A 19,024-nucleotide genomic window follows, 5' to 3' on the forward strand; every position below is an offset into this window, starting at 1 on the left:
CTGCCGATCGTGACCTCGCTGTCCCGGGAGGTGTTCCAGCAGACCCCGCTGATGAACGAGGAGGCGGCGCTCGCCCTGGGCGCCACCAAGTGGGAGATGATCCGCACGGCCGTGATCCCGTACGGCAAGCCCGGCGTCATCGCCGCGGTCATGCTGGGCCTGGGCCGCGCGCTCGGCGAGACCATCGCGCTGGCGCTGACCCTCGGCATCGTCTTCAACATCTCGTTCAACCTGATCGAGAGCGGCGGCAACAGCATCGCCGCCAACATCGCCAACACCTTCGGCGAGGCCAACGCCACCGGCCGCGGCGCGCTGATCGCCTCCGGCCTGGTGCTCTTCGCCATCACCCTGGTCGTCAACATGGCAGCGCGGGCGATCATCTACCGCCGCCGCGAGTTCCGGGACAGTGCCGCATGAACGAGCTTGCGAGCGAATCATCAACTCTGCGCCTGACGAATGTCATCGCCGGAGCGCCAGCGGAGGCGATGGCATGAGTCTTCTTGAGAGAGAAAGTCCCGGCGTGTTCATGACGCCGGACAACATCCGGTCGAAGACGCTGCCGTGGACGATCAACCTCGGCGTCGCCGTCGCCGCGTTCATCGTGGCCGCCGCGCTCGTGCTCGGCCTCGGGATCGGCAACTGGGTCCTGGTGATCGTCGTCGGCACCGCGTTCTACCTCGGCGGGCTCTTCGCCGCGGCGAGCCGCGTCGAGGGCCGGCGCTCGGCCCGCAACCGGCTCTGGCAGACGCTGATCTACGGCGCCTGCGTCCTGGCGATCCTGCCGCTGGCCTCGGTCGTCTGGACGCTGGTGTCGAAGGGCGCCGCCCGCCTCGACGGCGACTTCTTCGGCAGTTCGATGAACAACATCGGCGCCCGGGACCCCAACGGCGGCGCCTACCACGCGATCATCGGCACCCTGGAGCAGGTCGGCATCGCCACCCTGATGGCCGTGCCGCTCGGCGTGCTCGGCGCGATCTACCTGGTCGAGTACGGCCGCGGCAAGTTCGCCCTGACCGTGCGCTTCTTCGTCGACGTCATGACCGGCATCCCGTCGATCGTGGCCGGCCTGTTCATCCTGGCCTTCTGGGTGCTGATCGTCAGCCCCTGGTTCAACAACGGCACGCCGCGCTTCTCCGGCTTCGCCGCCTCGCTGGCGCTGACGGTGCTGATGTTGCCGACCATCGTGCGATCCACCGAGGAGATGCTGCGGCTCGTGCCCGGGCCGCTGCGCGAGGGCGCGTACGCGCTGGGCGTGCCGCAGTGGAAGACGATCGTCAAGGTCGTCCTGCCGACCGCGCTGCCCGGCATCGTCACCGGCGTCATGCTCGCCGTCGCCCGCGCGGCCGGCGAGACCGCCCCGGTGCTGCTGGTGGCCGGCGGCGCCGCCGCGATCAACTTCGACCCGTTCGCCGGCAACCAGTCGTCGCTCGCGCTCTTCGTCTACGGGCAGGCCGGCGACGCCTCGCGGTATGCCCCGGACCGCGCCTGGACGGCGGCACTGACGCTGGTCGCCCTGGTCCTCATCCTGACGATCGCGGCGAAGCTGCTCGCCCGCCGCAACCGGCTGACCTGAGAAAGAGGTGTCCCCCATGGCCAAGCGCATCGAGGCGAGCAACGTCTCGTCCTACTACGGCTCGTTCAAGGCGATCGACAGCATCTCCATGACCGTGGAGCCGAAGACGATCACCGCCCTGATCGGCCCGTCCGGCTGCGGCAAGTCGACGTTCCTGCGGTCCATCAACCGCATGCACGAGGTGCTGCCGAACGCCCGCATCGAGGGCCGGCTCACCATCGACGACCAGAACATCTACGACGCCGACGTCGACGTCACCGCCGTCCGCCGGATGATCGGCATGGTGTTCCAGCGCCCCAACCCGTTCCCCACGATGTCGATCTACGAGAACGTGGTCGCCGGCCTCAAGCTCAACGGCGTCCGCAAGAAGTCCCTGCTGGACGACGCGGCCGAGAAGTCGCTCAAGTCGGCGAACCTCTGGGACGAGGTCAAGGACCGGCTCGCCCGCCCGGGCGCCGGGCTTTCCGGCGGCCAGCAGCAGCGCCTCTGCATCGCCCGCACCATCGCGGTCCAGCCGCAGGTCGTGCTCATGGACGAGCCCTGCTCGGCGCTCGACCCGATCTCGACGCTGGCGATCGAGGACCTGATGTTCAAGCTGAAGGACCAGTTCACGATCATCATCGTCACGCACAACATGCAGCAGGCGGCCCGGGTCAGCGACAAGACCGGCTTCTTCTCGATCGACAAGACCGGCGAGCCGGGCCGGCTCATCGAATACGACGACACCCAGAAGATCTTCAGCAACCCGGCCGAGAAGAAGACCGAGGACTACATCACCGGCCGCTTCGGCTAGATCACGAGGACGCCGCCGTCTTCCGTCAGCTCCACCCGGGGCATGACGGGATCGGCGGCGTCACGCTCTGCCCGCCAAACCTCCGAAATGCTCCGGTACGCGCACAGATCGTTCAGCATCACCCGCGTAGGTGGGAGCATGGTCAGGCCGTTGGCGTCCGCCGGGCTGATCCAGATGGTCCGGTCGGCCTCACCGGAAACGTCCCGCGCCGTCTGGGCCGGCGGCAGCACAGCCACGAAGAACCAGGTGTCGAAGCGCTTGGGCTCGAACTCCGGCGTGATCCACCGGGCCCACGGCAGCAGCAGATCGTCGCGCAGACGCAGCCCCCGCCGCTCCAGCAGGTCGGTCATGGTCAGCTCCCGCCGCTGCACGGCCACCCGATCGGCCTCCCAGTCAGCACCACTGACATCCCCCACGAGCCCGTCGCCGGCCGCGCCGGCTTCCGGTGGGCCGGCGTCGTCGCCAGGCACCACGACTGCTGCGGGGCCGGCGAGCAGGATGCCGGCTTCCTCGAAGAGCTCGCGGGCCGCCGCGCCGACGATGGCCTTCGCCTCGGCCTCGGGCACGCCCAGCCGCTCCGGCCAGTCCTGCTCGATCGTCTGCGGACGGTCACCGCGGTCGACGCCGCCACCCGGGAAGGCGTAGACGCCACCGAAGACCATCGTCGACGCGCGCCTGAGGACGTACACGTCAAAGGCCTTTTCGTCCGGGCGCAGGAGCACGACGGTGGCCGCCGGGCGCGCCGGGGCCGGGGTGCCGGCGAAGTCGCGGGCTCGTTTCAGCATGGCCGCCGGCAGCGGCATCGATTGACTCACCCGTCGATCCTGCCCCATCCGACCGCCCCACCCACCACCCGGCTGCGGGCTGAGGCGCCAACCCGGCCCGGACGATACGGTGGAGATCATGACCGAGAAGAACGTCCGCTGGGGGATCCTGGGCACCGGCGGCATCGCCAGTACGTTCGCCGCCGACCTGCCGCTCGTGCCCGGCGCCGAGCTCGCCGCCGTCGGCTCCCGCACCAGCGCCGCCGCCGCGGCCTTCGCCGAGCGGCACGGGTTCGCGCGCTCCCACGGCTCCTGGGCCGAGCTGGCCGCCGATCCCGAGGTCGACGTCATCTACGTGGCGACGCCGCACGCCTACCACTTCGCCGCGGCGATGGTCTGCCTCGCCGGCGGCAAGGCCGTGCTGTGTGAGAAGCCGATGACCCTGGACCTGGCGTCCTCCGCCGAGCTGGTGCGGGAGGCCCGGGCCCGCGGCCTGTTCCTGATGGAAGCCATGTGGATGCGCTGCAACCCGGCGGTGCGCCGGATCCTGGAGCTGGTCACGGACGGCGCCATCGGCGAGGTGACGTCGGTGCAGGCCGACTTCGGGCTGCAGGGGCCGTTCGAGGCGACACACCGGCTGCGTGACCCCGCGCTGGGCGGTGGCGCCCTGCTGGACCTGGGTGTCTACCCGCTCAACCTGGCGGAGCTGATCCTCGGCCCGCCCGCGTCGGTGCAGAGCTGGGCGCGGCTCACCCCGGAGGGTGTGGACGACAACACCGGCATGCTGCTGGGCTATGCCTCGGGGGCCGTCGCGGCGCTGACCTGCAGCCTGGTGGGCGAGACCCGCAACGCCGCGTCGATCACCGGCACGCTCGGCCGGATCGACCTGCCGCCGGGCTTCTTCGTGCCGCGCTCGTTCGTGCTCAACCGGGTGGGTGCCGAGGCGGAGGAGGTCGGCTTTGACTTCCCGGGCCACGGCTATCAGTTCGAGGCGATGGAGGTGCAGCGTTGCCTGGCGGAAGGGCTGACGGAGAGCCCGCTGATGCCGCACCAGACAACGCTGGACCTGATGAAGCTGATGGACGAGATCCGCGCCCAGCTCGGCGTCGTCTACCCACCCACCTGACCGGGCTCCCCGCCGCGCCCCTCAGTTGAAGATCGGCCGCACCGCGAAGTAGACGACACAGGAGATCGCCGCCGCCGCCGGGAACGTCGTGATCCACGCGAGCACGATGTTGCCGGCGACGTTCCAGCGGACCGCGCTCAGCCGCTTGGTCGCGCCGACGCCCATGATCGCCGAGGTGATCGTGTGCGTCGTCGAAATGGGTGCGTGCAGCACCAGCGCGTTGAAGAACAGCACCGAGCTGGCCACCGTCTCGGCCGCGAAGCCCTCCGCCGGGCCGAGGTCGATGATCTTGCGACCCAGGGTGCGGATGATCCGCCAGCCACCCGCGTAGGTACCGGCCGCCAGGACCGCCGCCGACGTCCAGAACACCCACCAGGGGATGTGCGTCGCGCTGTCCTGGAAGCCACCGGTGTAGAGCGCCAGCACGATGATGCCCATGGTCTTCGCCGCGTCCTGCATGCCGTGGCCCACCGACATGAACGCGGCCGAGACGGTCTGGGCGACGCGGAAGCCGCGGTTCAGCTTTCCGGGCTGGCCATGGCGGAAGCCCCACATGATCCCGACCATGACGATGAAGCCCAGCAGGAAGCCGACGAAGGGCGAGGCCACCATCGGGATCAGCACCTTCACCACGATGGTGCCCCACTGGACGGTGCCCTCGGTGGCGAACAGTGTCGCGCCGACCAGGCCACCGAAGAGCGCGTGTGACGAGGACGACGGCAGGCCGAAGTACCAGGTGATCAGATTCCAGGCGATCGCGCCGACCACGCCGGCGAAGACGACGCCCAGGCTCGGGATGCCGAGCGGCAGCTTGACCAGGCCGTCGCCGACTGTCTTGGCCACCTCGGCGCCGAAGTGGGCACCGACGAAGTTACCGACCGCCGCCATCGCCAGGGCGACGCGCGGGGTCAGGGCGCGGGTGCTGACGCTGGTGGCGATGGCGTTCGCCGCGTCGTGGAAACCGTTGGTGTAGTCGAAGGCCATCGCGGCCATGATCACCGCGAGGACGGCGATGAGCTCGGGGGACAAGGTCTAGGACTCCTTGACCGTGATGGTCTCGACCGTGTTCGCCACCCGCTCGAAGGCGTCGCACGCGTCCTCCAGCTCGTCGGCGACCTCCTTCATCTTCAGCACCGTGAGGGCGTCGTACTCGCCGGAGAAGAGCCGGACCAGCAGCATCCGGTAGGCCCGGTCGCCGTCGTTCTCCAGCCGGTTGATCTCGATCCAGTACTCCTCGAGATTCTTCATCGTCTTGAGCCGCGGCATCGCGTCAGCGGTGATCTTGGCCTGCTGGTCGAGGACGTTGACCAGCTCGTGCATCTCGCGCGGCAGCGACGGCAGCTCGGTGAGGCCGTACAGGTAGAGCAGGTTGCCGACCGCCTCGAGGTGGTCCATGACGTCGTCGAGCTGCGAGCCCAGCGAGTAGATGTCCTCGCGGTCGAACGGCGTGATGAAGGTCGAGTTGATCTTCTTGTACAGCTCGTGGGTGATCTGGTCGCTGTCGTGCTCGACGTCGGTCAGCCGGTCGCTGACGGACTGCACGTTCACCCCGGGCAGGGCCAGCTCGTTCAGCAGCTCGGTGCCGCGCACGAGGTTCTGCGCTGCTCGGGAGAACAGCTCGTAGAAGGCGCCCTCGGTGGGGCGGAAGGAGAACTTCACGGCGCGAACCTCGTTTGCGGGGTGGACGGGGCCTGGCGAATTCGAGGGAATGCTAGGTAACGCCTCCCCAGGTACAGAGCCCGCCTACCCCTGCTCAACAGCAGTTCAGTGCTCGTTCACCTGTTGTTAACCTGGAACGGTTACTTATCCGGATTATTCAGACTACTGGGGCGATGTCCGGGCGCTGATTGGTGGCCCGCGGGGCCGGGGTGGTGCGGCGGGCCGCGGCCTCGGCCGACACCCGCGTTGGCACCTGCTGCCGAACCGGATGACGGCGCAGATGCCGGGCCAGCCCCACCTGGTCGGCGTCGGCGAGCACGTCCACGCCGGCCTCGCCCAGTTCCGTCCAGACGGCCCGCCGGGCCCGGCGCGAACCGGCCGGCAGCCCGCTGATGCGCACGGTGCGCCCGTCCTCGTGCGCGGAGCGGACCAGCGCGTGCAGCAGGTGCCGCTCCTCGGCGGAGATCGGCTCGCGGCCGTCCCAGCCGAACCGGCGGCTCCACGGCTCGCTGATCATCGGCACCAGGGCGGGCGGGGCCGACGCGGTGCCGATGTCGTCGAAGGAGCCGTCCGCGAACGCGTACCGGCGGCTCTGGGCGGCGAGCAGATCACGCACGTCGACGATGCCGGCGATGGCGACCGTCACCGCACCGGGATCCAGCCGCCCGTCGACGCACCGGCTCAGCAGGGGGGCGTGGTCGCGCAATTGCTGATCAAGCATCCGGTACGCGCGCAGCAACGTCTCCGCGTCCCGGGTCGGCCCGGTGAACTCGACCACCAGCCGGAACGGCACCCGCTGGTCGCGGCAGAGCCGCCCACCGCGCGCCGCGGCCCGCGCGAAGAGCGGGGTGAGCACCATCCGGCGCAGCGTATGGCCGGGTTGCGGCGCCCCGGAGCCGAGGTACAACTCGCCGTGCGGCCCCGGCCGGACGGGGACAGTCAGGCCGGCCAGCCCGCGCCGGAGCACGCCGGGCAGCGGGTCGCCGGCCCGGCTCGCGATCAGCGCGTGCCCGGCGGGCAGGTACGGCCTCGGCCGCCGAAGCACCGCAGCGCCGAGAGTCGCCGCACCGGCGGCTCCCGCCACTCCGGCCAGCCCGCCCAACAGGGTCGCCACGTCGTTCGCCACCGTCCGCCACCGCCCCAGCACCGCGAAATAGGACTAACTACACTTATCGCGCTCACCACTGTGTCACATGGGACACCTGCGATCGGGCAATGTCGCGGAGAATTCCCCCATGCCGCCGGACCCTTTCGAAGCCGAGCGCCCGCACCTGCTGGCGGTCGCCTACCGCATGCTCGGCAGCCGCAGCGAGGCCGAGGACGCGGTTCAGGAGGCCTGGTTGCGTTACCACAAGGCCGTGACCGGCGGTGAGATCCACGACCTGCGCGGGTGGCTGACCACGGTCACCGGCCGGATCTGCCTGGACGTGCTGAAATCGGCCCGGGTCCGCCGCGAGGCCTACCCCGGCCAGTGGCTGCCCGAGCCGGTGGTGTCGTTCCTCGACGACCCGGCGGAGCGGGTGACCCAGCGGCTGGAGGTCAGCCTCGCGCTGCTCGTCGTGCTGGAGAAGCTCACCCCCGAGCAGCGCGTGGCGGTGGTCCTGCACGACGCGTTCGCGGTCCCGTTCGACGAGGTCGCCGCGGTGCTCAACACCAGCGTCGCCGCGGCCCGCCAGCACGCGTCCCGGGGCCGGCGCGCGATCACCGAGGGCCAGTCGCGGCACACCGCGGGCCTCGCCGAGCAGCGCGAGGTGCTGGAGGCGTTCCTGACCGCGGCGGCCTCCGGCGATCTCCAGGCGCTCGCGGCCGTGCTCGCGCCCGAGGTGGTGGCGATCAGCGACGGCGGCGGCGCGGTCAACGCGGGCCGCAACCCGGTCTTCGGGCTGGACCGGGTGGCCCGCTTCTACGCCGGTCTGCTGGGCCGCCGGGTGCGCGACACGCGCGGCGTCACGATCGAGCCGGTCCTGGTCAACGGCGACGCCGGGGTGCTGGTCCGCGGCTACTACCTGGACGGGCGCCGGCTGGTCGCGGTGCTGACCGCCGCCGTCGCGGACGGCCGCGTCACGGCCCTCTACAACCAGCTCAACCCGGCCAAACTGGGGTCGCTAGACGACCGCTGAGAGCCACTTCCGGTAGGCGGAAGCGAACGGCTCCGAGCCGTCGCCCAGGGCCGTGAACAAGCGCCCGGCTGCGGCCCGAGCCTCGGCGACCAGGTCGTCCGGATAGCCGAACCGCACCCGGTGATCGGCGAACTCGTCCTCGTCGCGCAGCTCGATCAGCCCGGTGTCGCGGCGCCGCGACACGTCCAGGTCGAGGTCGACGATGTGCACGGTGTCACCCTCCCAGCGCGCCGGGGTGGTGATGTCGCAGTAGACCTCGCTGGTCCGCGGCGGCGGGTTGAACATGCCTGTCCACCAGGCGTGGTGCGGGATCAGCAACACGAACGGGATCTGCTCGACCGACGGCTGGCCGTGGTAGACGGACTGTGTGCCGCGGATCACACCGACCCAGACGCCCAGGTCGTCCTCGTTGAGCCGACGAGCGGGGTAGTCCCGGTGGGCGGAGCCGTCGTACTTCGTGTAGACGACCCGGACCAACTCGCTCGGCATGACAAGACCCTAACGGTGACATGGTTTCGTCGGTGGTGGCGGGTACGGTCTCCGACGTGACTGCCGCGACCCGCAAGAAGGCCACCGCGTCCCAACTGCTCGCCGCCGCCGTCGGCGCAGTCCCGGGCGGCACATCCCGGCCCGGCCAGGAGGAGATGGCCGCGGCCATCGAGCGGGCCGTCAAGGACCGCGAGCATCTGTTGGTGCAGGCCGGCACGGGCACCGGCAAGTCCCTGGCCTACCTGACCCCGGCGCTGCTGGTCGACGGCCCGGTGGTGGTCTCAACGGCGACCCTGGCCCTGCAAAACCAGCTCGTCGAGCACGACCTCCCCCGGCTCGCTGACGCGGTGGAGCCGGTGCTCGGCCGCCGCCCGACCTTCGCGGTGCTCAAGGGCCGCCACCACTACCTCTGCATGGCCAAGCTGGAGCACGCCGACGAGGAGGCGCCGACCGACACCCTCTTCGACGACGCGCCGCCGCGCGCGACCCAGTGGCTGGGCGAGGCGGGCAAGCTCGGCAAGCAGATCCTGCGCGTGCAGGCCTGGTCGGAGAAGACGAAGACCGGCGACCGCGACGAGCTCGACCCGGGCGTGGACGAGACCGCCTGGCGGCAGGTGTCGATGCCGGCCCGCGACTGCGTGGGCGCGGCCCGCTGCCCCTACGGCGCGGAGTGCTTCGCGGAGGCCTCCCGGGTGCGCGCCCGCGAGGCGGACATCGTGGTGACCAACCACAGCCTGCTCGCGGTCGACATGCTCGCCGACCGCCACATCGTCCCGCCACACAAGCTGCTCATCGTCGACGAGGCGCACGAGCTGGCCGACCGGGTGTCCTCGGCGGCGCAGGCCGAGCTGACCCCGGAGGCGGTCGAGCGGGCGTCCCGGCGCGCCAAGCCACTGGTCTCCGCCGCCGCCGGCGAGGCCCTGGCGGAGGCGGCCGACTCGCTGACCGTCGGCCTCGGCGACGTCCCGGCCGGCCGGCTGACCACCGGCCTGCCCCCGCTGCTGCAGCAGGCCGTGCTGCTGATCGACTCGGCCACCCGGGCCGCCCTGGACGCGATCGGCGACATCAAGAACGACGACCCCGACCCGGTCCGCAAGCAGCAGGCCAAGGCCACCCTGGACGACATCTCGACCACGGCGCAGCGGCTGCTGGAGGGCAACGAGTTCGACGTGGCCTGGGTGGAGAAGTCCGACCTGGGCAACGGCCGCCGCGCCCTGGTGGTGGCCCCGCTCTCGGTCGCCGGCACCCTCGCCACCAACCTCTACGACGAGCGCACGGTGGTCGCCACCTCGGCGACGCTGACCCTGGGCGGCCGCTTCGACACGGTGGCCCGCTCGCTCGGGCTCCCGGCGCCGACCCCGGTCCCGGCCGCCCGCACCGGCGGCCTGACCCCGGAGGCGCCGCCGGTCTCCGGCGACGGGTGGAATTCCCTCGACGTCGGCTCCCCGTTCGACTACCCCCGCCAGGGCATCCTGTATGTCGCCGCGCACCTGCCCCGCCCGGCCGCGTCCGGCCTCCCGGACGCCGCGGGCGAGGAGCTGCTCAAGCTGGTCGAGGCCCTCGGCGGCCGCACGCTGGGCCTGTTCTCGTCGCGCCGGGCGGCGACCCAGGCGGCCGAGCTGCTGCGCGCCCGGACCGACCTGACGGTGCTGCTGCAGGGCGAGGAGTCCCTGCCGATCCTGGTCCGCAAGTTCCGGGAGCAGAAGGAGAGCTGCCTGTTCGGCGTGATGTCGCTGTGGCAGGGCGTGGACGTCCCCGGCGACGCCTGCCAGCTGGTGGTGATCGACCGGCTGCCGTTCCCCCGCCCGGACGAGCCGCTGGCCGCCGCCCGCGCGGCGGCGGTGGACGCGACCGGCGGCTCCGGCTTCGCCGCGGTCAGCGTCCCGATCGCCGCGATCCGGCTGGCGCAGGGCGTGGGCCGGCTGATCCGCTCCACCGGCGACAAGGGCGTGGTCGCGGTCCTGGACTCCCGGCTGGAGACGGCCCGCGGCTACGGCGCCTTCCTGCGCAAGTCCCTGCCCCCGTTCTGGTATACGACCCGCCCGGAGGTGGCGGTCGGCGCCCTGCAGCGCCTGGCGAAGTCCTAATCACCCCTTCCGGACAGCCCGGGACAGACCGTGCCGGGACAACTACTTTCCTCCGACAGACCACCAAAACGCCGTCCCATGCGTCTACGAAGCAGGTGTTGATCGACACCGGCGTGGACGTCGAAGGGACACTGCTCGATGACGGTGGCTGCCGACCCGAAACCGAAATCGCACCGCAAACGGTTCAAGCTGCCGCGATGGTGTCGCCGCTCGGTGGCGGTCCTCGCGGTGGGCGCGGTGGCGATCGGCTGCGGCGCCGCCGGCTACGTCGCCAGCGTCGACCTGCCACCCGATCCGGCGCCGCCGCAGGCCTCGGTCCTCTATTACCGCGACGGCCGCACGGTGCTCACCCGCATCGGCACGACGGATCGCACCGACGTCGGCCTGAGCCAGGTCCCGGTGGCGGTCCAGCGGGCGTTCCTGGCTGCCGAGGACCGCGGCTTCTACGACCACTCCGGGGTTTCCACCCGCGGAGTGCTGCGCGCACTGTGGGCGAACGTCTTCCAGGACGGTGGCCAGGGGGCGTCGACCATCACCCAGCAGTACGTCCGGAACGCCTACCTCACCCAGGACCGGACGGTCAGCCGCAAGACCAAGGAGGCCGCGCTGGCCTGGAAGGTCGAGGATCGCTTCAGCAAGGCCGAGATCCTCGAGCGGTATCTCAACACCATCTACTTCGGCCGCGGCGCGTACGGCATCCAGGCCGGGGCGCACGCCTACTTCGGTACGACGGTCGACCAGCTGACCGGCTTCCAGGGTGCCGTACTCGCCACGCTGATCAAGGACCCGACCCGCGGCGACCCGGCAGTCGACGCCGAGTGGGCGCGGGACCGGTGGAAGTGGATCCTCAAGGCGATGACCGAGCAGGGCTGGCTGCCCGCCGGCGCGGCCGACCGGACGCCGTATCCGGCCGTCGCCGCGGAATCGGTCACGGCGAACGGCGTCGGCGGCGCCGCCGGCCTGATCGCGGACCGGGTCGAGGACGAGTTGGTGCAGGCCGGCGTCACTCGGCAACAGGTCCGCACCGGTGGCTTGCGCATCACGACCACGATCGATGCCACCGCCCAGGACGCCGCCACCCAGAGCGTCAGCGTTGCGCTGCGCAATCAGCCCAAGGAACTGCGGATCGCCCTGGTGGCCGTCGACCCGGCCAGCGGCGGGGTGCGCGCCTACCACGGCGGTGACCGCGGCCGCGGCTATTTCGACGACGCGCTGGCCGCCCGGCCGCCGGCCTCGACCTTCAAACCGGTCGTGCTGGCCGCCGCCGAGGAGCGCGGCATCGGCTACGCGTCGCTGTACAACGGCAGTTCACCCCGTGATTTCCCCGATCGGCGCGGGGTGCCGCTGTACAACCAGCGCAACCTGCAGTGCCCGGTGTGCCCGCTCGACCTCGCGATGGTGCACTCGCTCAACACCCCGTTCTACGCGCTGGCGGAGCAGATCGGCCCGGACGCGGTCCGGCGGCTCGCCCACAAGCTCGGAGTGCCCGAGAAATACGGCAAGCAGGCCACCATGGTGGACGCGGCCGGCGACCCGGCTCCCGGCAAGACCCGATCCGACATCGCTCTGGGCCGCTATCCGGTCGCCCCGGCCGACCTGGCGACCCTCTATGCCACGCTGGCGGACGGCGGACGCCGCCGGGACCGGCACTTCGTCGACTCGGTCGCCACGGCAGACGGCAAGGTGCTGCACCGCTATTCCGGAAAGCCCCGCCGGGTGCTCTCCAGCGCCGTGGCCGCGGACCTGCAGACCGTGCTGGAAAAGGTCGTGGCGCGGGACGGCGAGGTCGCCGGGGTCGCCGCGGCCGCGAAGACCGGCTCACAGCAATGGGGCAACACGACCGACTCCTCCGACGCGTGGACGGCCGGCTGGGCTCCCGGGCTCGCCGCGGTGACGTGGGTGGGCCGGGACAAGCCGGGACCCATCCGAGAGCGGGGCGGCAAGTCCATCAACGGCGACGGCATGCCGTACCGGATCTGGCAGTCGTTCCTCGCCGCCGCCCTGAGCGACCGGCCCGCGCCGGCGAAGACCCCACCCAGCCAGGTGGTGGGCCGGCGGGAAACCGCCGACCTCAAGACTCTCGTCGGTGGCTTCAAGACGCCCGCGGGCATGATCTACCTGGGACCGCAGAAGGGCGACAAGGTCGACAAGTCGAAGGCGACCGGGTCGTGGCAACAGCGAGTCACCCGACTGACCAACGCACTCGACAAATACGCGGCCTCCGTCCCGAAGTTCTCCGTCGCCCTCGAAGACCGCAAGACCGGGCGCCGGTATGCCTATCACGGCGGCCAGCAACAGGAGACCGCCAGCATCATCAAGGTCGAGCTGCTGGCGGCGTTGCTGCTGCGGGCCCAGGACCGCGGTCGCGCACTGACCGCGGCCGAACAGGCCCGGGTGACAAAGATGATCAAAGCTAGCGACAACGACGCCGCGACGGAGGTGTACAACTCCGTGGGCGGCGCTGCCGGACTGCGCGTGGCGGGCCAGCGACTGGGCCTGACCGACACCGACCCCGCCAAGTCCTGGGGCCTGACCCGGACCACGGCGAGCGATCAGGTCAGGATGCTCGTCGCGCTGACCGATCCGGGCAGCCCGCTCAACGAGGGATCCCGGGAGCTGATGCTCCAGCTCATGTCGTCCGTTAACGCCGATCAGAACTGGGGAGTCAGCGCGGCGGCCTTCGAGGGCGACCAGACCTCCCTGAAGAACGGCTGGGTCTACCGCTCGGCCGAGGACGGGCGGTGGATCATCAACAGCATCGGTCGCATCACCGGCACCAACACCGACACGACCGTGGCGGTGCTGTCCCGCGGCCACGGCGACAAACAACGTGGTATCGACGTCGTCGAGCAGGTGACCGCGCTGACCCGCAGCTATCTGGGCTGGTGAGGGCCGCTAAGCGGGGGTGGAGGCTCCCCCGGTCGGCACGACGACGGCGTCCGGCGGGACCTCCGGGCGCTGGCGGGCCAGCCGCCGTATCCCGGTGTTGAGGACCGCGATCAGCGGGACGGCGACCAGCGCGCCGACGATGCCGGCCAGCACCACGCCGGAGGCGATGCCGATGATCACGACCAGCGGGTGGATGGCCACCGCCCGGCCCATGATCAGGGGCTGCAGGACATGGCCCTCGACCTGCTGGACCAGGATCACCGCGCCCAGCACGATCAGCGCGATCACCCAGCCCTGGTCGACCAGCGCGACCAGCACGGCCACCGCGCCCGACACGCTCGCGCCGACGATCGGGATGAACGCGCCCAGGAACACCAGGGCCGCCAGCGGGAACGGGAACTGCACCTTGAGGATCACCAGGGCCAGGCCGATGCCGGTCGCGTCGATGAAGGCCACCAGCACCGTCGCGCGGACGTAGGAGCCCAGCGTCGACCAGGAGGCGTCGCCGGCGTCGGCCAGGCTCCAGCGCGCGTTCACCGGGAAGAGCCGGACCAGGAAGCGCCAGATCTTGCGGCCGTCGCGGAGGAAGAAGAACGTCGCGAAGATCACCAGCAGCGCGCCGGTGAGCACCTCGAACAGGGTCGCCGCGGTGGCCACGCCGGTCGCGGTCAGCGACGACGTGTTCGCGTTGATCCAGTTCTGGCCCGAGTCGATCGCCTGGTCGACCTGGTCGTCCGAGAGGTGCAGCGGGCCGGTGCGCAGCCACTCCTGGATCTGCCGGATGCCGCTGCTCGCCTTGGCGGTGAGATCACCCACCCCCTCGACGAACTGGTTCACCACCAGCGTCAGGGTGCCCGCCACGGCGGCGATGCCGCAGATCAGCACCAGGAAGGTCGCCAGCGACGGTGGCAGCCGGAAGCGGCGCAGCCAGCCCACCGCGGGCGACAGCAGCGCCGACAAAAGCAGGGCGATCGCGAGCGGAACCACCACGATGCTGACCATGCCGATGAAGCGCACCAGCACCCAGCCGACGACCCCGACCACGATCAGCCGCCACGACCACGCGGCCGCGATCCGCAACGAGTGCGGCACCTCGGAATCGTCCCGGCTCGACGTCGACCGATGATCGACCGGCGGATCCGGCGCGGGCAACTCGAAGTCGACCTCGCGGTCGTCCGGCATCGCGTCCTGCATGGCACGGGCCAGCCGGACCGACTCACGCCCGCTGTCGTACGCACGACGCAGATTCGCCCGGACCCGTTGTAAGCGGCTCAACCGCCACCCCCTCGTCCGTAGTCACGCCGGTCCCACCGTAGTCCAGACCCCCTCATCGCCCCGCCCAACCACCCCGGGACTGAAGGCGAAGCTCTTCGGGCGCGGGCGTACCGTCCTGTCGTGAACACCGACACCCGTACCGAGGCCGGGCTGCCCATCCGGATGTTGCATGACCGCGTCCTCGTCCGGCTCGACGGCGGCAACGGCGAACGCCGCTCAAGCGCCGGCATCGTGATCCCCGCCACCGCGTCGATGGGCCGCCGCCTGTCCTGGGCGAAGGCCGTCGGCGTGGGGCCAAACGTCCGCTCCATCGTCGTCGGCGACCGGGTCCTGTTCGACCCGGACGACCGCGCGGAGGTGGAGCTGCACGGCAAGGAATACGTGCTGTTACGCGAGCGCGACGTGCACGCGGTCGCCGCCACCCGCGTCGAGTCGGACGGGACGGGCCTGTACCTCTAGATCCTTGGGTTCGAGATTCTGAACACGAGAGTCGGGTTTCAGGCCGCTGTCGCTACAGCTTCAGCTCAGCTAGCGCTTCAGCAGGGCGAAGACGCCCCAGCCGAGGTACTCGCGCCGGTAGCGGACGTGCGCCACCGGATCCGTGCTGAGCTCCTCGCGGAACGCCGGGGCGAGCTCATCATCCGGGTTGGCGTCCAGCCAACGGCGGATGGTGAGCCAGTGCGCCGCCGCATACCGGTCCCAGCTGTCCTGGTCGGCCAGCACCATCTCGACCAGGTCCCAGCCCAGGTCGTGGAACTGGGCGACCAGGCCGGGCAGATCCCGCCAGTCGTCCCGGCTCTGCGCATGGCAGGCCACGACGGCCTCCTGGCTCGGCGGCTCCCGCCGCCAGTACGGCTCGCCGACGAGCACCATGCCGCCCAGGCGCAGGCTGCGCTCAAGCAGGCTGACAGTGCCGGGCACGCCGTCGCCGATCCAGGTGGCGCCGATGCAGGCGGCAACGTCCACCGGCGCGTCGGAGACAAAGCCGCCGGCGTCGCCGTGCACGAACCGGACCCGATCGGCGACGCCCAACTCGACGGCGCGCTCGCGGGCCTTCTCGGTCGCGACGGTGCTGATGTCGACACCGGTGCCGCTGATCCCATGATCGCGGGCCCAGGTGCAGAGCATCTCGCCGCGGCCGCCGGCGAGATCGAGCAGGGTGTCCCCGGCCCGCAGTCCGATCGCCCGGCCCAGAGTGGCGAGCTTCTCGGCGGTGAAGGGGTTACAAATCCGCTGGTCGCCTTCGCGGATGGGGTGATGACGCGGAAGATCCATGGCTGGTGCTCCAGAAGTCCGAAGGTCGAGGAGGAAAGAGCTGAGACCGGCCGGTACGGACCGGCACACTCGACCGCGGCATCGCGCATCACTCGATTCCTGGCTCGTCGGACTTGCTGGCGGGGTCAGGCTAGGTCGCCAGCCATCCCAGCCCAACCCAATTTCGATTCGGCGGGGGTGTCTGATCCCGATGGTTTCCATCCCTCGGCACCGACCTCGGACTGCGCCGACTGCGTTGAAATCGTGGAAGCCAGTGGCCCTCCTGACGGCCCTCCGGGCGGCCAAAAGCTACCAAGATCTATCAAATTGACCGACGGTTTTTCGGACAAAGACGATTTAGCAGGATTAGACGCCTCTCAGGCCCCGTCTCAGTTCTGCGGGGGAGGCGGGGCGTCCGAAGTCCCGCCCGAGGGGCCGGGATCGGCGGGCGGCGCGGCGGGAGCATCCGGCCCGGTGCCGCCGCTCTGGCCGCTGCCGGGATCCTGACCGTACGACGGTTCGGGGTGGCCCTGCTGCTCGTAGTTGTTGGACGGCTGGGGGTGGGCGGGGTCGTAGCCGTGCGTGGGCTGGACCGTCGGCGGGACGGCGGAGTCGTAGCCCTGCCGGGTGTAGCTGGTCCAGGCATCGCCGCTCGCGGGGATTCCCGGCCTGACGCCCTGGCCTTGGGCCTGCGTCGGCGCGACGCCGTAGCCCGGCGTGTCGCCGGGCTGCTGGCCATAGCCAGGCCCCTGCCCGTGTCCCGGCTGCGGACCGTATCCGGGCTGCGGACTGTACGGCTGCGAACCCCCGGGCTGCGAACCATAACCAGGCTGCGAACCCCCGGGCTGCGAACCATAACCAGGCTGCGAACCGTAGGCCTGTGAACCATAACCAGGCTGCGAACCCCCGGGCTGCGAACCGTAACCAGGCTGCGAACCGTAGGCCTGCGTGCCGTCGGGCTGTGAGCCATAGGGTTGCGTGCCACCGGATTGCGAGCCGTGACCGGGCTGCGAGCCATAAGCCTGCGTGCCGTCGGGCTGTGAGCCATGGCCAGGCTCCGAGCCATGGCCGTAGGCGCTGGGCTGGCCATACGTCCCAGCGCCAGCACCCGGCTGGCCGTAACCGGCGCCGTTGCCAGGTTGCCCAGAGCCGGCCTGCTCATAACCAGGCTGACCATAACCGCCCGCGCCGTAACCGGGCTGGCCATAGCCCTGCTCCGAACCAGGCTGTCCGTAACCAGCCTGGCCAAAGCCGGTCTGGCCAAAGCCGGTCTGGCCGTAACCAGAAGCGCCATAACCAGGCGGGGTGTGACCAGGAGGACCGTAACCAGGAGGACCGTAACCAGGCGGGGCGTAGCCGGGCGGGAAGCCGTAGCCGCCGGCCATGGCAGGAACCGGAGCCGGGGCCGCGGGCAGCCGAACCGGCACCGGGACCACCGGCTCCGCCGGGGCGGTCACCGTGCGGGTCACTCCGTCCGGGAACGCGATCTGGTAGCTCGTCCCGTTCCAGAATGCCTGGGGCATCTGCGGGTCGCGGCCCACGAACACCGACCGATAGCCCGAGATCGCCGTCAGCAACCGCTGTTCCTCGTCCGTGGCCCGCTGCTGGTCCTCCGGGCTGCTGCTGTGCAGGCCGCGCTGCATGCCGTCGCGCAGCAGCGCCAGCTTTGTCGACGTTGCCTGGAAGCCGCGCATCGCCCGGACGCCGGTGTCGCCGGACACGCGTTTCGCCCATTGCCGGGCCGAGTGGCGGCGGCCGAGGCTGCCCAGCGTCGCCACTTCCGGTGGGGACAGCCAGCCGGCGCTCACGTAGCCCGGCAGAATGCGCTCGCTCAGTCGGCCTTCCCAGCTGCGCAGGGCGATGGCGAAGCCGACCACCACGAAGAAGAACGGGACCATGAAGCCGAGGTAGCCGTACAGCATGATCAGGGTCTCGCCGGTGGCCACCGACAGCGTCGGCAGCAGGTTGAACGTGCCGTGCAGGATCATCGCCAGCAGCAGGCCCGCGATCGGCGCCAGCCACTTCACCCGGCGGTCCGCCGAGCGGGCAGCCAGGCCCAGGCCGATGCCGGTCATCGCGGTGAACAGCGGGTGCGCGAAGCCGGTGAACAGGATCCGGACGATGAAGATCAGGAAGAGGTTCTGGATGCCGGTCGCCGGGCCGTACTGGTCGGCGCCCGACGCGTAGCCGTGCCCGCCCAGGTAGAGCACGTTCTCCACCATGGCGAAGCCCAGCGCGGCCATGCCACAGTAGACGATGCCGTCGGTGATGCCGGACCATTCCCGGCGCCGGCGCCAGAGCAGCAGGATCGGGCCGAGGGCCTTCATGGACTCCTCGATGAACGGCGCCACCAGCACCGCCACCAGCGCGTCCGGCAGGCCGATCCGGTCGAAGCCCCAGGCGGCCAGCGAGTTGACGCCGATCGCGACCAGCGTCGCCACCGCCGATCCCCAGGCGAAGCAGAAGATCAGATATCGGCTCGGCTCCGGCTCGTAGCGGTCCAGCCAGAGGAAGCAGCCGACCAGCACCGGCACCGGCAGGATCGCCGCGCCCAGCCCGATCGCCAGGCCCTGCGGACCGTTGCTGACACCGAGGATGACCAGCATCGCGACCGCGCAGGCCGCGATGAAGACGATCACCAGGGTCAGCGGCAGCCAGCGCGGCACCCGCGAACGCCCGTTGGGTGGCACCTCCGGCACGGCCGCCGGGCCGGCAACATCGAGCGGCGCGTCCGGCCCGACGGCGATCGCACTGGCGGTCGCCGGGTCGGCAACGCCGAGCGGCGCGTCCGGCCCGACGGCGATCGCACTGGCGGTCGGATCCTGGGCGCTCCCGGCAGGACCGGAGACCTGCGCAGCGGAATCGGGCGCCGGGGAGGCCGGAGCCGCGGAGGTGGGTGCCGGGTCGGGCGACCCGCCATGAGCTACGTCGGCCATGCCGCCAGCGTAGCCACCCCGCCCCGCCCGGTCAGGCCCGCGGCGTCGGAAAGCGGATC

General features: G+C 70.8%; 16 protein-coding genes. 8 read left to right on the forward strand and 8 right to left on the reverse strand.

Features of this window, described 5'->3' with window-relative positions:
• The 3 genes from DMB66_RS49165 to pstB form a co-directional block, all read left to right on the forward strand.
• On the forward strand, window positions 1-417 hold a 417-nt coding region (locus tag DMB66_RS49165), incomplete at its 5' end, for a PstC family ABC transporter permease (RefSeq protein ID WP_125811004.1).
• A gap of 109 nt (window positions 418-526) precedes the next feature.
• Window positions 527-1,573: a phosphate ABC transporter permease PstA gene (gene pstA / locus DMB66_RS49170; protein ID WP_370320791.1), complete on the forward strand. Its 1,047-nt coding sequence runs from the start codon at window positions 527-529 to the stop codon at window positions 1,571-1,573.
• A gap of 16 nt (window positions 1,574-1,589) precedes the next feature.
• A complete protein-coding gene (gene pstB, locus DMB66_RS49175) occupies window positions 1,590-2,366 on the forward strand; it encodes a phosphate ABC transporter ATP-binding protein PstB (RefSeq protein ID WP_125811006.1) in 777 nt (258 codons plus the stop codon).
• Here pstB and DMB66_RS49180 read toward each other — a convergent pair.
• A complete protein-coding gene (locus tag DMB66_RS49180) occupies window positions 2,363-3,169 on the reverse strand; it encodes an NUDIX domain-containing protein (protein ID WP_125811037.1) in 807 nt (268 codons plus the stop codon). The two genes, pstB and DMB66_RS49180, sit on opposite strands and share 4 nt — an antisense overlap.
• A gap of 100 nt (window positions 3,170-3,269) precedes the next feature.
• Here DMB66_RS49180 and DMB66_RS49185 point away from each other — a divergent pair, with 100 nt between their 5' ends.
• Window positions 3,270-4,256, forward strand: coding sequence for a Gfo/Idh/MocA family protein (locus DMB66_RS49185; RefSeq protein WP_125811007.1), 987 nt, complete (start codon window positions 3,270-3,272; stop codon window positions 4,254-4,256).
• A 21-nt stretch (window positions 4,257-4,277) separates the two neighbouring features.
• Here DMB66_RS49185 and DMB66_RS49190 read toward each other — a convergent pair whose 3' ends face one another.
• The 3 genes from DMB66_RS49190 to DMB66_RS49200 all read right to left on the reverse strand — a co-directional run bounded on the left by DMB66_RS49190 (window position 4,278) and on the right by DMB66_RS49200 (window position 7,041).
• Window positions 4,278-5,285, reverse strand: coding sequence for an inorganic phosphate transporter (locus DMB66_RS49190; protein ID WP_125811008.1), 1,008 nt, complete (start codon window positions 5,283-5,285; stop codon window positions 4,278-4,280).
• 3 nt (window positions 5,286-5,288) lie between these two features.
• Window positions 5,289-5,915 carry a DUF47 domain-containing protein gene (locus tag DMB66_RS49195; RefSeq protein WP_125811009.1) on the reverse strand — a complete coding sequence of 209 codons (627 nt, stop codon included), beginning with the start codon at window positions 5,913-5,915 and terminating at the stop codon, window positions 5,289-5,291.
• Window positions 5,916-6,072: 157 nt separating this feature from the next.
• Window positions 6,073-7,041 (reverse strand): hypothetical protein, encoded by a 969-nt coding sequence (locus tag DMB66_RS49200; protein ID WP_125811010.1) that lies wholly within the window; start codon window positions 7,039-7,041, stop codon window positions 6,073-6,075.
• 109 nt (window positions 7,042-7,150) lie between these two features.
• Between DMB66_RS49200 and sigJ the strand changes: the two genes are divergently transcribed.
• Window positions 7,151-8,035 carry an RNA polymerase sigma factor SigJ gene (gene sigJ, locus DMB66_RS49205; RefSeq protein ID WP_125811011.1) on the forward strand — a complete coding sequence of 295 codons (885 nt, stop codon included), beginning with the start codon at window positions 7,151-7,153 and terminating at the stop codon, window positions 8,033-8,035.
• Here sigJ and DMB66_RS49210 read toward each other — a convergent pair.
• Window positions 8,021-8,524 carry a DUF402 domain-containing protein gene (locus tag DMB66_RS49210; protein ID WP_125811012.1) on the reverse strand — a complete coding sequence of 168 codons (504 nt, stop codon included), beginning with the start codon at window positions 8,522-8,524 and terminating at the stop codon, window positions 8,021-8,023. The two genes, sigJ and DMB66_RS49210, sit on opposite strands and share 15 nt — an antisense overlap.
• Window positions 8,525-8,544: 20 nt before the next feature.
• Here DMB66_RS49210 and DMB66_RS49215 point away from each other — a divergent pair, with 20 nt between their 5' ends.
• Together DMB66_RS49215 and DMB66_RS49220 are read left to right on the forward strand one after the other, a co-directional pair.
• The gene (locus DMB66_RS49215; RefSeq protein ID WP_125811013.1) at window positions 8,545-10,611 is read left to right on the forward strand and encodes an ATP-dependent DNA helicase; all 2,067 of its coding nucleotides are present in this window, start codon (window positions 8,545-8,547) and stop codon (window positions 10,609-10,611) included.
• 138 nt (window positions 10,612-10,749) lie between these two features.
• On the forward strand, window positions 10,750-13,500 hold the full coding sequence (locus DMB66_RS49220; protein WP_125811014.1) for a transglycosylase domain-containing protein: 2,751 nt from the start codon (window positions 10,750-10,752) through the stop codon (window positions 13,498-13,500).
• 6 nt (window positions 13,501-13,506) lie between these two features.
• On the opposite strand, the gene DMB66_RS49225 is transcribed toward DMB66_RS49220, so the two are convergent.
• Window positions 13,507-14,775 (reverse strand): AI-2E family transporter, encoded by a 1,269-nt coding sequence (locus DMB66_RS49225; protein ID WP_125811015.1) that lies wholly within the window; start codon window positions 14,773-14,775, stop codon window positions 13,507-13,509.
• A gap of 162 nt (window positions 14,776-14,937) precedes the next feature.
• Here DMB66_RS49225 and DMB66_RS49230 point away from each other — a divergent pair, with 162 nt between their 5' ends.
• The gene (locus DMB66_RS49230; protein WP_125811038.1) at window positions 14,938-15,234 is read left to right on the forward strand and encodes a co-chaperone GroES; all 297 of its coding nucleotides are present in this window, start codon (window positions 14,938-14,940) and stop codon (window positions 15,232-15,234) included.
• Between the two features lie 69 nt (window positions 15,235-15,303).
• Here the strand turns inward: DMB66_RS49230 and DMB66_RS49235 are convergent, their stop codons facing one another.
• Window positions 15,304-16,050 carry a cyclopropane-fatty-acyl-phospholipid synthase family protein gene (locus DMB66_RS49235; protein ID WP_125811016.1) on the reverse strand — a complete coding sequence of 249 codons (747 nt, stop codon included), beginning with the start codon at window positions 16,048-16,050 and terminating at the stop codon, window positions 15,304-15,306.
• Window positions 16,051-16,418: 368 nt separating this feature from the next.
• The gene (locus tag DMB66_RS66300; protein WP_199753088.1) at window positions 16,419-18,965 is read right to left on the reverse strand and encodes a PrsW family glutamic-type intramembrane protease; all 2,547 of its coding nucleotides are present in this window, start codon (window positions 18,963-18,965) and stop codon (window positions 16,419-16,421) included.
• Window positions 18,966-19,024 lie beyond the last annotated feature (59 nt).

The sequence above is a fragment of the Actinoplanes sp. ATCC 53533 genome (assembly GCF_003947245.1).

What these genes read in the sequence shown, in the direction of transcription:
- DMB66_RS66300 (WP_199753088.1), bottom strand. Translation starts at nt 18,965, where the DNA reads ATGGCCGACGTAGCTCATGGCGGGTCGCCCGACCCGGCACCCACCTCC.
- DMB66_RS49185 (WP_125811007.1), top strand. Translation starts at nt 3,270, where the DNA reads ATGACCGAGAAGAACGTCCGCTGGGGGATCCTGGGCACCGGCGGCATC.
- sigJ (WP_125811011.1), top strand. Translation starts at nt 7,151, where the DNA reads ATGCCGCCGGACCCTTTCGAAGCCGAGCGCCCGCACCTGCTGGCGGTC.
- pstA (WP_370320791.1), top strand. Translation starts at nt 527, where the DNA reads ATGACGCCGGACAACATCCGGTCGAAGACGCTGCCGTGGACGATCAAC.
- DMB66_RS49220 (WP_125811014.1), top strand. Translation starts at nt 10,750, where the DNA reads ATGACGGTGGCTGCCGACCCGAAACCGAAATCGCACCGCAAACGGTTC.
- DMB66_RS49180 (WP_125811037.1), bottom strand. Translation starts at nt 3,169, where the DNA reads ATGCCGCTGCCGGCGGCCATGCTGAAACGAGCCCGCGACTTCGCCGGC.
- DMB66_RS49215 (WP_125811013.1), top strand. Translation starts at nt 8,545, where the DNA reads ATGGTTTCGTCGGTGGTGGCGGGTACGGTCTCCGACGTGACTGCCGCG.
- DMB66_RS49230 (WP_125811038.1), top strand. Translation starts at nt 14,938, where the DNA reads ATGTTGCATGACCGCGTCCTCGTCCGGCTCGACGGCGGCAACGGCGAA.
- pstB (WP_125811006.1), top strand. Translation starts at nt 1,590, where the DNA reads ATGGCCAAGCGCATCGAGGCGAGCAACGTCTCGTCCTACTACGGCTCG.
- DMB66_RS49235 (WP_125811016.1), bottom strand. Translation starts at nt 16,050, where the DNA reads ATGGATCTTCCGCGTCATCACCCCATCCGCGAAGGCGACCAGCGGATT.
- DMB66_RS49210 (WP_125811012.1), bottom strand. Translation starts at nt 8,524, where the DNA reads ATGCCGAGCGAGTTGGTCCGGGTCGTCTACACGAAGTACGACGGCTCC.